Here is a 14,892-nt window from a genome sequence, read left to right on the forward strand (position 1 = left end):
CTTTTTTCGAAGCCGGAAACCCTTGTGCAGCAAGGATTATCCAATACTTCCTTCCATCTCGAACTTGATAAGACGGTTCATTTCTACGGCATATTCCATTGGAAGCTCTTTAGTGAATGGCTCAATGAAGCCCATTACGATCATTTGAGTCGCTTCAGCTTCAGTTAAACCGCGGCTCATGAGGTAGAACAATTGATCCTCAGACACTTTGGATACCGTTGCTTCATGCTCAAGCGTAATGTTGTCGTTCATGATCTCATTGTAAGGAATTGTATCGGATGTTGACTCGTTATCAAGAATCAACGTATCGCATTTAATATTTGCTTTGGAACCTTGGGAGTTGCGTCCGAAGGAAGCCAGACCGCGGTAGGTTACTTTACCGCCGTGTTTGGAGATCGACTTGGACACAATCGTTGATGTTGTATCCGGAGCCAGATGCGTCATTTTCGCGCCTGCATCCTGGTGCTGACCTTTGCCGGCTACAGCGATGGAAAGAACCATCCCTTTAGCGCCGCGGCCTTTCAGCACAACCGCTGGATACTTCATTGTCAGCTTGGAACCGATGTTGCCATCGACCCACTCCATTGTAGCTCCTTCTTCTGCAACCGCACGTTTCGTAACGAGGTTGTAGATGTTCGGTGCCCAGTTTTGGATCGTTGTGTAACGAGCACGGGAGTTTTTGAGACATACAATTTCAACAACCGCACTGTGAAGGGAGTTCGTGCTGTAGATAGGAGCTGTACAGCCCTCTACATAGTGCACGAAGCTTTCTTCGTCCGTGATGATCAACGTACGCTCGAATTGACCCATGTTCTCGGAGTTGATACGGAAGTAAGCCTGCAATGGAACTTCACATTTAACGCCTTTTGGTACGTAGATGAAGGAACCGCCGGACCATACAGCACTGTTCAGCGCAGCGAATTTGTTATCGCTTGGCGGAATAATGGTACCGAAGTATTTTCTGAACAGCTCAGGGTGTTCACGAAGAGCCGTATCCGTATCTGTGAAGATAACGCCTTGATCTTCGAGTTCTTTTTGCATGCTGTGGTAAACAACTTCGGATTCATACTGTGCGGATACACCTGCGAGGAATTTTTGCTCCGCCTCCGGGATACCCAATTTGTCAAACGTTTCTTTAATTTCTGTCGGCACTTCTTCCCACGTTTTCCCTTGTTTCTCGGACGGTTTCACGTAGTACTGAATGTCGTTAAAATCAAGATCGTCCATGTTGCCGCCCCAACGCGGCATCGGCATTTTGAAGAACTGCTCCAGGGATTTCAGACGAAACTCCAACATCCACTCTGGCTCGCCTTTCATTCTGGAGATTTCTTCAACGATTTCACGAGTTAAGCCTTTTCCCGATTGGAAAATCGATTTATGCTCATCTCGGAAACCATATTTATAATCTTCGAGATCTGGCATTTGTTTTGCCATGGTTAATTCCTCCTTAGCGTTTTTGTAATACTACTTACTACCGTGTTCTATGCAATCGCGTATGCGTCAGTTATCGGTTTTTTGGGTATGTTCAATACCTTTACGGAGTGCGTTCCATGCCAGAGTCGCACATTTGATCCGGGCCGGGAACTTATTCACACCGGATAAAGCTTCTATATCTTCATATTCAAATTCTACAGGTTCGCCCTTCATCAAGCCAGAGAAATCTTCAGCCATTTTGAGCGCCTCTTCGATCGACTTGCCTTTGACGGCATCCGTCATCATCGAAGCGGAGGATAGCGAGATCGAGCAGCCTTCCCCTGTGAACTTGGCCTGCTTCACGATACCGTCTTCCACTTGCATTTGCAGTGAAATTTTGTCACCGCAAGTAGGGTTGTTAAGATCGATGGTAACCGCTTCGCCGGACTCAAATTTCCCCCGGTTGCGAGGCGTTTTGTAGTGATCCATAATGACTCTGCGGTATAAATCATCCAATTGCATGGCCAAAGTACTCCTTTGTTTTTTGTAAGGCCATCACAAGACGGTCAATATCTTCTTCTGTATTATATAGATAAAAGCTTGCACGCGCCGTGCTGCTAACCTCAAGCCATCTCATCAGAGGTTGAGCGCAGTGGTGGCCTGCACGAATAGCTATGCCCTCTGCATCCAGTACGGTTGCCACATCATGCGGATGCACATCGCCCAGATTGAACGTTACGAGTCCCGCACGATTGCTCGCAGGGCCGTAAACAGCCAGATCCTCGATCTGCGTCATGCGTTCCATTGCATAATTCGTGAGCTGAATATCATGTTTGAAAATATTGTCCATGCCGACTTCTTGCAGGAAATCAATTGCCGCACCTAGTGCAACAGCTCCGCCGATGATCGGAGTCCCGCCTTCGAACTTCCAAGGCAGTTCCTTCCATGTTGACTCATATAGATCCACATGATCGATCATCTCGCCGCCGAATTCAGCCGGCTCCATGCTTTCCAGCAAGGCCTTCTTGCCATACAATGCCCCAATTCCGGTTGGTCCACACATTTTATGACCGGAAAGCGCATAAAAGTCGCAATCCAAATCCTGCACATCCACCTTCATATGCGGCGTGCTTTGTGCGCCGTCGACCATCATCTTCGCACCATGCTTATGCGCGATTTGAGCGATCTCTTTGACTGGGTTGATAACGCCTAGAACGTTGGAAACATAGACGACAGAAACGATTTTGGTACGGTCTGTAATCGTATTTTCTACGTCTGCCAGCGAAATCGATCCATCGGGTTGCAACGGGATATATTTTAAAGTGGCGCCTGTTGCCTTAGCGGCTTGCTGCCATGGAATCAAATTGCTGTGGTGCTCCATGGGCGTGAGGACGATTTCGTCGCCCTCGCGCAGTACCGCTTTGGCATAGCTGCTCGCCACAATATTGATGGCTGTTGTCGTGCCTCTGGTGAAAATAATTTCTTGTTCGCTGGATGCGCCAATGAACTTAGCAACTTTCGCTCTAGCTCCTTCGTACGCATCTGTTGCCCGGGAACCCAGGGTATGAACACCGCGATGTACGTTCGCATTGTCCCATTCATAGTAATGCTTCAGTGCCTCAATCACCTGAATGGGCTTCTGGGAGGTTGCAGCGCTGTCCAAATACACCAAAGGATGACCGTTCACTTCTTGTTTTAGAATGGGAAAAAGTTCACGTATCTCGGCTGTATTCATTGTCCCAGCTTCCTCTCCACTAAGCTTTGCAGCTGTTCTTCAACGCTCTTAATCGGAATTTCGGAAACGACAGGCGCCAAGAATCCGTAAATAATTAAGCGCTGAGCTTCTTCCTTTGTAATACCGCGAGACATCAAGTAGTGCACTTGCTCTGCATTCACTTGACCGACGCTCGCCGCATGGCCTGCTTTTACATCATCTTCGTCGATTAGAAGAATCGGGTTCGCGTCTCCGCGTGCTTTCGGGCTGAGCATCAACACTTTCTCCGTTTGCTGCCCGTTGCAGCCTGTCGCACCTTTTTCAATCTTCGTGATGCCGTTGATGATCGCAGTAGCGCCGTCTCTCATGACAGCACGCGTAATCATGTCGCTCGTTGAGGCTTTGCCCCAGTGAACGGCGCGTGTCGTTAAGTTCAGCTTCTGCTCTTGCGTACCGACACAGATCACTTTGGCATCGGAGTCGGAGCCATTGCCTTTAAGAATAGAAGTCGTATCCGACATCGAATTACCATAGTTCATTTCGCCTACAACCCACGCAATGCTTGCATCATTGTCAAGAATCGCACGGCGGTAAGTCAAGTCCGTCACGGACTCCTCGAAGTTGTGAACGGAAGCGTAATTCACGCGTGAACCCGGCTTCGCGAATACTTCCACGATGCCGTTGTGTACTTGTTCTGCTCCAGAAAGGGAGGATACGAAGTTATCCACATAGGAAACGGAGCTGAATGGCTCGGCGACGATCAGTACGTGCGGAGCAAATGTAGCTTCGGCGTCATCCGTAACAAACAGCGCTTGAAGTGGAACTTCTACACGAACGTCTTTTGGTACGTAGATGAAAATACCGCCGTTCCAAAGCGCAGCGTGCAAAGCTGTCACTTGATTTTCATTCGCTTCGACCGCTTTCATGAAGTAAGGCTTCACCAGATCTGCATGATCGCGAATCGCCGTTTCCAAATCGGTGAAAATAACGCCTTGCTTTTTGAGTTCTTCCGAAACTTGGTTGTAAACAACACCAGAGTTGCGTTGTACGATCAGGTTATCGGAATTCGTTAGGCCTCTGGCAACTTCCGGTAAAGTTTCAAGGGAAGCCAACGGGGCTTGTGTTTTATAGGAACCGTAGGAGGAAATGCTCCAACGATCGATTCTTGTTTTTTCAAGCGTAGGTAACTCCAAAGAATTCGCTAACGCCAACCCTTCCGTACGAAGGGCAGTCATCCATTCCGGCTCTTGCTTGCTGCGGGAGAGCTCGATGACAGCATTGGAATCTATGGAAAGTTGTGTTTGAGTGCTCATGTTTTCCTCCATTTATAAGGATCTTTGATCGGAGATCAAAGTCTCTCCTCTCTTAGTACTTCGGCGCAGTCGTGTTCATTGGGACTTTGAATTCTTCCTCGTCCTGACCAACAGTTTCATCCACAATGCCGAGTTCTTCTTTGATCCAGTCGTAACCTTCCGCTTCCAGACGCTCAGCCAGCTCCGGACCGCCGGATTTCACGATGCGACCTTGCATCATAACATGTACAAAATCAGGTTTAACGTAGTTAAGCAGGCGTTGGTAGTGCGTGATGATCAAGAAGCCGCGCTCTTCACTGCGCATAGCGTTAACGCCTTCCGCAACGATACGCAAAGCATCGATATCCAAACCGGAGTCGATTTCGTCAAGAATAACGAATTTAGGCTCAAGCAAAAGCATTTGAAGGATTTCGTTCCGTTTTTTCTCGCCGCCGGAGAAGCCTTCGTTCAAGTAACGATGCATAAATTCCGGATTCATTTCAAGCTGTTTCATTTTCGCTTCCATTTGGCGGATGAACTTGATCAGGGAGATCTCGTTGCCTTCGCCACGGCGTACGTTGATTGCGCTGCGCAAGAAGTCGGCGTTCGTTACGCCCGTGATTTCACTTGGGTACTGCATAGCCAGGAACAAGCCAGCGCGTGCTCTCTCGTCAACAGCCATTTCAAGAACATCTTCGCCTTCTAAAGTTACGGAACCTTCCGTCACTTCATATTTCGGGTGACCCATCAGCGCGGATGCCAGCGTACTTTTACCAGTACCGTTCGGTCCCATGATCGCATGAATTTCGCCGCCTTTGATCTCAAGGCTCAGACCTTTCAAAATTTCCTTTCCTTCGACGTTCGCTCTTAGACCGTCTATTGTAAAAGTTGGTGAGTTTGCCATTTTCATTAAGCCTCCATAATGTTTAAATGTACTGGAAAAACGATAATCATAAGATGATTATCATTGATTCTCATTAGAATAATTCTATTATAACTTACTATGTCAAATCAAGAAAGGGCCATTGCATGAAAATGGTGGTCATTTTGTGAAACCCCTGCCTTTTTATTGCGACAAAGCATGCTTGATTTCAGCAATTTGCGCAGCGAATTCCTCATCGCTCATTACAGGAATCAACGCTGATTCATGCGGTGTTTCAGCTCCCAGCTCGATCCATGACTTGCAGCCGATATAAGCCTTTTCAATGGGGATATGTAAAGGTTCTGCTAATTTATATACTCTTAAAAGCATAAGATGCAGCGGATTTTTACGTTTCCACTTCAGCCTTTCTTCCGTGAAATTTTCCGTCCAAATGTGAAAAGGATACAGCTTATTCAGCAGCTCGCCATCGCTGATTTCAATATCTTCGACCATCCGGGCGTAGGAACTGATCTTAACATGCTCATCCTGCGCGCTCCAACCAGCCAGAGTCTCATCCATTACCTCGCGGAAGTTTTCCTTCAGCAATTCCTTTCTCTGATGTTCATAGGTCGGATAAAGAAAAAAATCATTGGAAACGACTTGAAAATCCCTCGTCTCTTCAACAATACCCCCTTTGCGCATAATAAAAATTTGCGTTCCGTCTTCCAGTGCTTTAACAGCCGATGCCCACTCTTTCAAGGCCTTTGGTTTATCCACACCCGCCAACTCCTCGTTCCCCAATAGTCAATCTATTATAAGGAATTCCGAGGCGCAAAACAACATTCCATGTAAGAACGAAAAGAAGGGATGGCTCTCAGGCCATCCCTAAGCGTACTTATTTAACATCTTCGGCGTAATACGATTGATGTATACGGGCAAACTGTTCTTGATTTTGTTTCATCGGGTTCGGATCTTCATTCTTTTGAGGAGCATCCGCCTCAAAAGCCATGAATAACAAGAAGAAGCACGCGGCCATTACCAGCAGCACATTCAGGATTTTCATCATCATCAGATCCTCCGAAACGATTTTGCTACCAGTATAGCGCAGTATCATTAGACTTATGTTTGTTCAGATTGAAGATTTTGTAAACCTATCCGAGAAACGATTGCAGCATCCAGCGGTGTTTCTCTAGCGACGTTTGGATAGCCAGCAGCATATCCGACGTCGTTTCGTCTTGGACTTCTTCACAGGCTTGCATGCCGGCTTTTAACTCTTGAATAAGAATCGTAAAATCCTCGATGACGGCTTCAACCATTTTGGTTGCCGTTTCGGTTCCCAACGCTTCTTTCAAAGAGGAAAGCTCGATATAGGCTTTCATCGTAGCTGCAGGCTTACCGCCAATCGAAAGCAGCCGTTCAGCAAGCTCATCGATATGCAGTGCCGCTTCATTGTAGAGTTCTTCAAATTTAACGTGCAAAGTGAAGAACTGGCTGCCTTTTACATACCAATGGAAGTTATGAAGCTTGATAAACAGCAAGCCCCAGTTTGCAATCTGCTTATTTAATACGGTTTGAATCGATTGAGCGGATGTTATCGTTGTCGTTGCCATGGATATGCCTCCTATATTGTTATTATCGGTGCAGCATGTACACGTTAATTTGAGTTATAAAGGCTAATTTTATGTAATTTGTGCAACATTTCCGAAGAGAGTATTTCAAGCGGCACCTTTTTGTCTTATACTAGGAAAAGATGATTAATACACAGTAAAATAGTTGGAATTAATTCCAATGACTCATAGGAGGGAATGCCATGTCTACCTATCATCCTTTAAGTGAAGCTCAAGCGATCGAATACGCTCGCCAAATTCCGGACTTGTTTCAACCGGGAGCGGAGCTGGCCAGCCACGAAATCGGCGACGGCAACTTAAATCTCGTTTTTCGCATTTCGGAAAAAGCTTCCGGAAAAAGCATTATCCTAAAGCAAGCTCTGCCTTATGCCAAAGTTGTCGGCGAATCCTGGCCGCTAACGCTGGATCGGGCACGCATTGAAAGCGAAGCTCTTTTGATCCAGGAAGGCTTAGTTCCAGATCTAGTGCCGCATGTTTACGCTTATGACGCGAACCTCGCCCTTACGGTTATGGAGGATTTAAGCGATCATGTCATTATGCGCAAGGGGCTTATCGAGCGGAATCAATACCCGCTATTTGCCGAACATATCGGCCGGTTCCTAGCGAATACACTGTTCTTCACTTCGGATTTAGGCAAAAACCAGCAGGAAAAGAAAATTCAACAAGGCCGTTTCATCAACCCCGAGCTGTGCAAAATTACAGAGGATTTGATTTTCGACGATCCGTACCGCGATGCCGAAACGAACAACATTGAAGCTCAGATCCGGGATGCGGCCGAACAGCTTTGGACAGACAGCGAGCTTCACTTTGAAGTAGCGATCCTTCGCCAGAAATTCCTGACGAACGCGCAAGCGCTGCTTCATGGCGATTTGCATACGGGAAGTATTTTCATCAAACCGGATTCCACCAAAGTCATCGATCCGGAATTCGCCTACTATGGACCGATGGGCTTTGATATCGGCGCTGTGCTGGCGAATCTCATCCTTAACTTCGCCGGGCAAGAAGGTTGGAGCCTTGATCACGAAAGCCGTCAAGCGTACCGCGCCTATTTATTGCAAACCGTGAAGGACGTATGGACGCACTTCGAGGCTAATTTCCGCGCTTTGTGGAATGAGCATGGTGTGGATCGTGTCTTCCAAACGCCGGGCTATCAGGATTATTTCCTCAAAAATCTGCTTCAGGATACGGCTGGTTTCACCGGCGCCAAAATGGTGCGCCGCATCGTCGGACTTGCCCATGTCGCAGATATTGATAAAATTGAAGACAGCGCCGCCAGAGAGCGCGCTCAACGTTTGGCCTTAGCGATCGGCACTTCTTTTATCCGCACGAACCGCCAAGTGGCTTCGATCGATGAGCTTATTGCTATCGTCACCAAAGAATCAGCAGTAGAAAGAGGATTTGTTCTATGACTAACACAAACTTAGACGTACAGAACTTAGAGGAGCAAGGTGCATTGCAATCCTTGCGTTGGAATGGGCAGCAGCTTGATCTGTTAGATCAACGCTTATTGCCGGAAGAAATTGTTTATTTGCCGCTGGAAACGCCGATCGAGGTGTGGGAAGCGATTCGTCACTTGAAAGTTCGCGGCGCTCCGGCCATCGGAATCGCCGCCGCGTATGGCGTTTACCTCGGCATCCGCAGCACGGATGCTGCCGTAGATGGGCTTCTGGAGGAAGTCCAGAAGCAAGCGGACTACCTGGCGACGTCGCGTCCGACAGCCGTGAACTTGTTCTGGGCGCTCGACCGGATGAGAGCGCAGGCAGGCAGCTTGGCAGCGGCCGGCGTTAGCCCGGATGCCTTCAAGGCAGCGCTCCTCGAGGAAGCGCAGAAGATTCAAGCGGAGGACGAGGAGACGAACCGCCTGATCGGCGAACATGCGTTGACGCTGTTCGAGGATGGCTTTGGCGTGTTGACGCACTGCAACGCCGGCGGTTTAGCGACAGCCAAGTACGGCACGGCGCTAGCGCCGTTCTACTTGGCTAAAGAAAAAGGCGTGAACCTGAAAGTGTTCGCGGATGAGACCCGGCCCGTGCTGCAAGGCGCGCGGCTCACGGCCTTTGAACTGCAGCAAGCCGGCGTCGACGTGACGCTGATCTGCGACAACATGGCCGGTGCGGTCATGTCCAAGGGCTGGATCCAGGCGGTCATCGTCGGGACCGACCGCGTCGCGGCAAACGGCGACGTGGCTAACAAAATCGGCACTTACAGCGTGGCAGTTTTGGCGAAGGCACACAGCATTCCGTTCTATGTGGCGAGCCCGATTTCCACGATCGATTTGAACACGCCTACGGGCGGGGATATCCCGATTGAAGAGCGCCATGAGGATGAAATCACTCAAGGCTTCGGCAAGCGTACGGCTCCGCAAGGCGTCAAAGTGTTCAACCCTGCTTTCGACGTCACACCGAACGAATATGTGACCGCGATTATTACGGAAAAAGGCATTGTTCGCGCTCCTTATGCAGAGAACTTACGTAAGCTTTTCGAATAGATAGCAATGAAAAAAGGCTGTCCCTAATGCAGATGCAGCATCTGCGCGGGAACAGCCTTTTTTCTTTATCCATGCATGCGGTCACGGTCACGGTAACGGTTCGGCGTGACGCCGTGCGCTTTTTTGAATACGTAATGCAAATAATTGCTGGACGCAAAGCCGCTCTTTTCAGCGATTTTCTCCAATGTCATGGTCGTTTGCAGCAGTTCCGCACACACATGTTTCAAACGGACCTGCTCCAAATATTCAGAGAAGGAAATGTTCGCCTGCTCCTTGAAAATGCGCTGAAGCTGTCTCGAAGAAATCTGCAGCCGTTCGGCAACCCCTTCAAGCGTTAAGGGACGCCCGAAGTTGTCCTCGATGAACTGCACCGCGAGCTGGTACCGATAGCTTTTCATATCGCGCGCCGGCAAGTTAAGACCATGATGATCCGCTTTGTACGCGCCAATCGTTCTAAGCAGCATTTGGATAATCGATTGTTTAATGATCGTATACTGGCCAAGCTGATTGTCCCGCCAAGCTTCATAGGCGACCAAAAAGCATTTCATCGCTTCCTGGCGGTCGAATGCAGGGATATGCGGAAGCTCGCTTAGCTGCTTCACACAAGCCTCCGCCTCAGCGATCTCCCAAGCCTCTCCCCAGGACTGAGCCTCGCGCCCGGCATCTCCGGTCGGCTCAGCCTCGTCCAGCTTCACAAAATCAACATGAAGACAAAGCTCATCCATCTTCTCGTGCTCATCCGCTTCTTGACGGTGCGAGACCCCGGGTCCTGTAAGGTACAGCATTCCTTCCTGCAGCGGGTGCGTAACCCCCTCCAGGATAACTTTGCCTTTGCCGCTGGGAATATAATGAAACTCGAACTCGGAATGATGATGAAAATCAATAACCGTTCCGGCCGGAAAGGAGGTCAAATGACAGCGAAGTACACGGATTCCGTAAGAACCCCACCGAAATCTTAAATCCAAGCGATCGAGTGCCGTTGGATTTTCCAGCATTGGTTCAAAGTAAAAGGGCTGACTCATGCTGAACCTCCTTTCATCCTTCACAGCTCTTACTGAGCCAAGGAATCAATTCGTATTTGCTGTTTGGCTTGAACGGAGCGGTTGGAAGCCTCCATCAGCTTCGTTAAGTCCACAGCCAGCTGAATATTTTCAGTGGCTTTAGTCCCGTTTTGAATATGGGATACCCATTGATCAAAAGCAGACGGTCTTTCTTTCGGGCCGTTCTCGTAAGCCACCCAGCCCGCGCTTGCTTCCGCCAGCTTTTTCGTACGGAGCAGCACTCTGCCGTCGTGATCGGAGTACAACACGCTGCCTTCGGTACCATGAACTTCAATCACGAATGGCGAATGGGCGTTCACAAACCCAGCCTCAACGATGCCCAGGGCGCCGTTTGCGTATTGAAGCGTTGCTACGGCATTATCTTCAACTTCTCTGCCTGTCACGTAACCATAAGCAGCGCTTACAGACTCAGGCAGACCAAGGAATAGACGCGTCAGATACATCGGATGACAACCAAGATCGATTAATGCGCCGCCGCCGCATTGTTCGGCATTGTAGAAATGCTCAGGCAGCCACCCTTTCGGATTCGCTTCCGTGGAAATGCCCCCGTTATGAGACAAACGGGCACGAACGAGCGTAATCGGTCCCAGCAGTTCCTTCTCGATAATTTCTTGAATCGCCAATGTATACGATGGATTCAAACGCGGCAACGAAACCGTCAAGGTTACGCCTGCTTCATTTACCGCATCCAAAATCTCATTCACTTCATGCAAAGTCGGAGCAATTACTTTCTCGGTAAAAATATGTTTCCCTGCCTTAGCAGCTGCAACCATGACATCGCGATGCAGGTTGGTCGGCGTGTCGACAACGACGCCGTCAATGTCCTTATTTGCCAGCAGCTCTGCCAAATCCGCGTAAAAAGCTACACCGCGCTGCGCCGCTTCCGCTTGTCCGCGTTCAGGAATTTCGTCCCAGACGGCCACAATCTCGGTATCTTTGTGCTCGGTAACCTGTTTCGCATAATCTCTTGCATGCACGTGCCAAAAACTTAACATCGCTACTTTTATCATGTTAACCTCCAAATAAGTGACTTAGATTCATAATAACATGCCTTAGCAGCTTGATAAATTTCGAATTAGCGACAGAGGAGGGTGCAGAATTGCGACATCACCATCACTTGCTTGCAGGTACGGCATTATAGAATTCTTCCATGGTCATCTTTTTGGCGACGATATCCTTAGCCGTATCTACGCCCACATAACGAATATGCCATGGCTCATATTGATAGCCGGTAATAGCCGCTTTTCCTTGCGGATAACGGATAATAAATCCGTACTCAGGCGCGTGCTTCTCCAGCCAGATCGCTTCCTTCGTCCCTCCAAAACAATCCTCCGCCGCGCACTTCCCGTCGCTGCCCGTCACATCGATCGCCAGTCCCGTTTCATGCTCGCTCGTTCCCGGTACTGCGCTGTAGGTTTTGGCTTTTTCCTCGCCATCTTTCTGCACGTAGCGCTGGAAAACCGATTTCTGCGTGGCGTATGAACGATAAGCGGAGACTCCGGCCAGATTAATGCCATCTTTTTTCGCCCCGGCAAAAAGCTTCTCGATCGCTGTCGCCGCAACGCTTCGCATCTTCCGTTTCTCTACTTTCTCCGTAAATGTAAATGTAATATCCGGATAGACCAAATCGGTTGGCTCGTAGCTCGATGGCAGCGAGAATTGCTTATTCACGAGAACCGTCACACTTTCCGGTTTTGCGATGACTTGCACGGCGTCGCTTTTGGAAGGCGTGCCGGAGGGCTTCGGCGATGAGGCTGGGCTTTGAGTCGGCTTCGAGCTTGTTTGTGGAGAAGCCGTTGCTGTTGCTGACGGCATTGGGGTCGGACTTGCCGTGCCAAGCGAAGGCGTCGATGTTGCCGTTGCTGCTGTGCTTGACGACGGGCTTGCGGTGGATTTCACTTCCTCTTTGCTGCTGCAGCCTGATACTATGGATATCGCTACCAGCAGGGTTAGCGAGTATTTCATCTTTTTGTTCATAATCGAATTAATGCCTCCTCAAAGTAAAAAACAGTCACATGGAATAGACTTCACGATCAAAATAAAAGTTGCATGAAGTCAATTTTCAACATAAAAAGACTGCCATTTAGGTTTTGCGCCCAAATCGCAGCCTTCTCATATTTTATGCGGAAAAAGTTGTGGTTACAAGTTTTGATCTGTTTCCAGGGTCCCGCTTAAGCTTGGCTTGCAGCAATTGCCTGTTCTAAATCATAAATGATATCTTCAATTGCTTCTGTACCGACAGATAGACGGATAAGTCCCGCCGTTACCCCAGCAGAAATTTGTTCCTGTTCATTCAATTGCGAATGCGTCGTGCTAGCCGGATGGATAATGAGTGATTTGGAATCCCCGACATTGGCTAAATGGGAGAAAAGTTCAACGGAATGAATCAGCTTCTTCCCTGCTTCCACGCCGCCTTTGATTTCAAAGCTCAGGATAGCCCCTTGCCCTTTAGGCAAATACTTCTGAGCAAGCTTATGGGAAGGATGACTCTCCAGTCCTGCATAGCTAACCCACTCCACGGCATCATGAGACTCTAAAAATTGCGCCACTTTCAAAGCATTCGAGCTATGGCGTTCCAAACGCAAATGCAGCGTCTCCAGCCCTTGCAGGAGCAGGAACGAGCTGTTCGGCGAAAGCGATGCGCCTAAATCGCGAAGCAATTGTACTCTTGCTTTGATGATGTAGGCGATAGGCCCAACCGCATCGGTGTACACAACACCGTTATAGCTCGGATCTGGCTTCGTCAAGCCTGGGAATTTGCCGCTTGCCGCCCAATCGAATTTGCCCCCGTCAACAATGACACCGCCGATAGTCGTTCCGTGGCCGCCGATAAACTTGGTTGCCGAATGTACGACGATATCAGCCCCGTGCTCAATCGGTCTAAGCAGATAAGGACTTGGGAACGTATTGTCAACAATCAATGGAATGCCATTTTCATGTGCAATTGCTGCCACAGCTTCGATATCGAGAATATCCCCTTTGGGATTACCGATCGATTCTGCATATACCGCTTTTGTCTTATCGGTAATGGCACTGCGGAAGTTTTCCGGATTGCTCGGGTCAACGAACTTGACGGTAATCCCCAGCTTCGCCAGCGTATTGGCAAATAAGTTATAAGTTCCGCCGTACAAGGATGCAGCTGAAACAATTTCATCTCCGGCTTCAGCAATGTTCAAGATCGCGAACGTAATGGCCGCTTGACCCGATGCTACAGCCAGGGCTGCCGGAGCGCCTTCCAAAGCGGCAATCCGCTTCTCGAAAACATCCGTGGTCGGGTTCATAATACGCGTATAAATGTTACCGAATTCTTTGAGCGCGAATAAATTAGCCGCATGATCCGTATCGTTAAACACGTAAGACGTCGTTTGATAAATCGGAACAGCTCTTGAGTTGGTTGCCGGGTCGATCTCCTGACCTGCGTGTATGGCTAGTGTTTCCGGTAAATACTGACGTTTGGAATCTGACATTGCACATGCCTCCTTGGACGATGGATGATTTGACTTCCTATAAACTCGATAATTCCTACTGGATTAGTATGTATTCATTCTAATGGAAATATCTAGCTATAGTCAATATACCACATAGGGATATTTTTCTATAGTATTCTATCTATCGTTATCTCTAGTAAATGTATTTGGGATAAAAAAAGGAGCCAATCGGCTCCTTTTCCATTTTTATCATGCTATTCTTATTCACCGTACTAAAGCACCTTAGACAAAAAGGCTCTCGTCCGCTCTTGTTGCGGCTTTTCGAAAATTTGCTGAGGATTGCCTTCTTCGACAATCACGCCCTGCTCCATAAACATCACGCGGTCCCCAACCTCACGGGCAAAGCCCATTTCATGGGTAACGACAACCATCGTCATCCCTTCTTTGGCCAGCTGCTTCATAACGGCAAGCACTTCTCCGACCATTTCGGGGTCCAGAGCGGATGTCGGTTCATCGAACAGCATAATCTTCGGCTCCATCGCCAGTGCGCGGGCAATCGCAACACGCTGCGCCTGACCTCCGGAAAGCGAATCCGGACTCGCATTGGCTTTGTCAGCCAGTCCAACTTTCGCGAGCAGCTCCATCGCTTTTTTGCGCGCTTTATCTTCTGGCCATTTGCGCACTTGAATCGGTGCCAGCATAATATTATCGATGACCTTCATATGCGGGAACAAATGAAAACGCTGAAACACCATGCCTAGCTCCATGCGGATCTCATTGATTTTATTAGCCGGGTCCGTAATGTCTTTGCCCTCAATCTTGATAGAACCCCCGTTCGGCTGCTCTAACAGATTCAGACAACGCAGAAAAGTCGATTTCCCCGATCCTGACGGACCGATCACAACCAGAACCTCCTGGCTTTGAATATCGGCGGAGATATCCCGCAAAACAACATTATCGCCGAATGCTTTCTTCAGATTTCTAACTTCGATCATTGCTGACATGT

The 14,892-nt window shown here is 48.7% G+C and carries 15 protein-coding genes; 2 read left to right on the top strand and 13 right to left on the bottom strand.

The window, feature by feature from the left end:
* Positions 1 to 36 precede the first annotated feature (36 nt).
* The 8 genes from sufB to GC097_RS15525 form a co-directional block, all read right to left on the bottom strand.
* Entirely contained in the window at positions 37 to 1,434 is a 1,398-nt protein-coding gene (gene sufB, locus GC097_RS15490; protein WP_171684199.1) for a Fe-S cluster assembly protein SufB, read from the bottom strand.
* Between the two features lie 66 nt (positions 1,435 to 1,500).
* Positions 1,501 to 1,935: a Fe-S cluster assembly sulfur transfer protein SufU gene (gene sufU, locus GC097_RS15495; RefSeq protein ID WP_171684200.1), complete on the bottom strand. Its 435-nt coding sequence runs from the start codon at positions 1,933 to 1,935 to the stop codon at positions 1,501 to 1,503.
* A complete protein-coding gene (locus GC097_RS15500) occupies positions 1,922 to 3,148 on the bottom strand; it encodes a cysteine desulfurase (RefSeq protein WP_171684201.1) in 1,227 nt (408 codons plus the stop codon). Before GC097_RS15500 ends, sufU begins: the two co-directional genes overlap by 14 nt.
* Positions 3,145 to 4,440 (bottom strand): Fe-S cluster assembly protein SufD, encoded by a 1,296-nt coding sequence (gene sufD / locus GC097_RS15505; RefSeq protein ID WP_171684202.1) that lies wholly within the window; start codon positions 4,438 to 4,440, stop codon positions 3,145 to 3,147. Before sufD ends, GC097_RS15500 begins: the two co-directional genes overlap by 4 nt.
* Before the next feature lie 52 nt (positions 4,441 to 4,492).
* Entirely contained in the window at positions 4,493 to 5,323 is an 831-nt protein-coding gene (gene sufC, locus GC097_RS15510; protein WP_171684203.1) for a Fe-S cluster assembly ATPase SufC, read from the bottom strand.
* Between the two features lie 162 nt (positions 5,324 to 5,485).
* On the bottom strand, positions 5,486 to 6,058 hold the full coding sequence (locus tag GC097_RS15515; RefSeq protein WP_312875670.1) for a DUF1802 family protein: 573 nt from the start codon (positions 6,056 to 6,058) through the stop codon (positions 5,486 to 5,488).
* Between the two features lie 118 nt (positions 6,059 to 6,176).
* Positions 6,177 to 6,347: a hypothetical protein gene (locus GC097_RS15520; RefSeq protein ID WP_171684205.1), complete on the bottom strand. Its 171-nt coding sequence runs from the start codon at positions 6,345 to 6,347 to the stop codon at positions 6,177 to 6,179.
* An 85-nt stretch (positions 6,348 to 6,432) separates the two neighbouring features.
* The gene (locus GC097_RS15525) at positions 6,433 to 6,891 is read right to left on the bottom strand and encodes a Dps family protein (RefSeq protein WP_171684206.1); all 459 of its coding nucleotides are present in this window, start codon (positions 6,889 to 6,891) and stop codon (positions 6,433 to 6,435) included.
* 200 nt (positions 6,892 to 7,091) lie between these two features.
* Here GC097_RS15525 and mtnK point away from each other — a divergent pair, with 200 nt between their 5' ends.
* Together mtnK and mtnA are read left to right on the top strand one after the other, a co-directional pair.
* On the top strand, positions 7,092 to 8,318 hold the full coding sequence (gene mtnK / locus GC097_RS15530; protein WP_171684207.1) for an S-methyl-5-thioribose kinase: 1,227 nt from the start codon (positions 7,092 to 7,094) through the stop codon (positions 8,316 to 8,318).
* A complete protein-coding gene (gene mtnA, locus GC097_RS15535) occupies positions 8,315 to 9,397 on the top strand; it encodes an S-methyl-5-thioribose-1-phosphate isomerase (protein ID WP_171684208.1) in 1,083 nt (360 codons plus the stop codon). Before mtnK ends, mtnA begins: the two co-directional genes overlap by 4 nt.
* A 65-nt stretch (positions 9,398 to 9,462) precedes the next feature.
* On the opposite strand, the gene GC097_RS15540 is transcribed toward mtnA, so the two are convergent.
* The 5 genes from GC097_RS15540 to GC097_RS15560 all read right to left on the bottom strand — a co-directional run bounded on the left by GC097_RS15540 (position 9,463) and on the right by GC097_RS15560 (position 14,881).
* Positions 9,463 to 10,419 carry an AraC family transcriptional regulator gene (locus GC097_RS15540; protein WP_171684209.1) on the bottom strand — a complete coding sequence of 319 codons (957 nt, stop codon included), beginning with the start codon at positions 10,417 to 10,419 and terminating at the stop codon, positions 9,463 to 9,465.
* 29 nt (positions 10,420 to 10,448) lie between these two features.
* On the bottom strand, positions 10,449 to 11,468 hold the full coding sequence (locus GC097_RS15545; RefSeq protein WP_171684210.1) for a Gfo/Idh/MocA family protein: 1,020 nt from the start codon (positions 11,466 to 11,468) through the stop codon (positions 10,449 to 10,451).
* Between the two features lie 103 nt (positions 11,469 to 11,571).
* On the bottom strand, positions 11,572 to 12,435 hold the full coding sequence (locus GC097_RS15550) for a M15 family metallopeptidase (protein ID WP_171684211.1): 864 nt from the start codon (positions 12,433 to 12,435) through the stop codon (positions 11,572 to 11,574).
* 194 nt (positions 12,436 to 12,629) lie between these two features.
* Positions 12,630 to 13,925, bottom strand: coding sequence for a homocysteine synthase (locus GC097_RS15555; protein WP_171684212.1), 1,296 nt, complete (start codon positions 13,923 to 13,925; stop codon positions 12,630 to 12,632).
* A gap of 233 nt (positions 13,926 to 14,158) precedes the next feature.
* Positions 14,159 to 14,881, bottom strand: coding sequence for an amino acid ABC transporter ATP-binding protein (locus tag GC097_RS15560; RefSeq protein ID WP_171684314.1), 723 nt, complete (start codon positions 14,879 to 14,881; stop codon positions 14,159 to 14,161).
* Positions 14,882 to 14,892 lie beyond the last annotated feature (11 nt).

This window comes from Paenibacillus planticolens (assembly GCF_013141725.1).
GTDB classification, from domain to species: domain Bacteria; phylum Bacillota; class Bacilli; order Paenibacillales; family NBRC-103111; genus Paenibacillus_E; species Paenibacillus_E planticolens.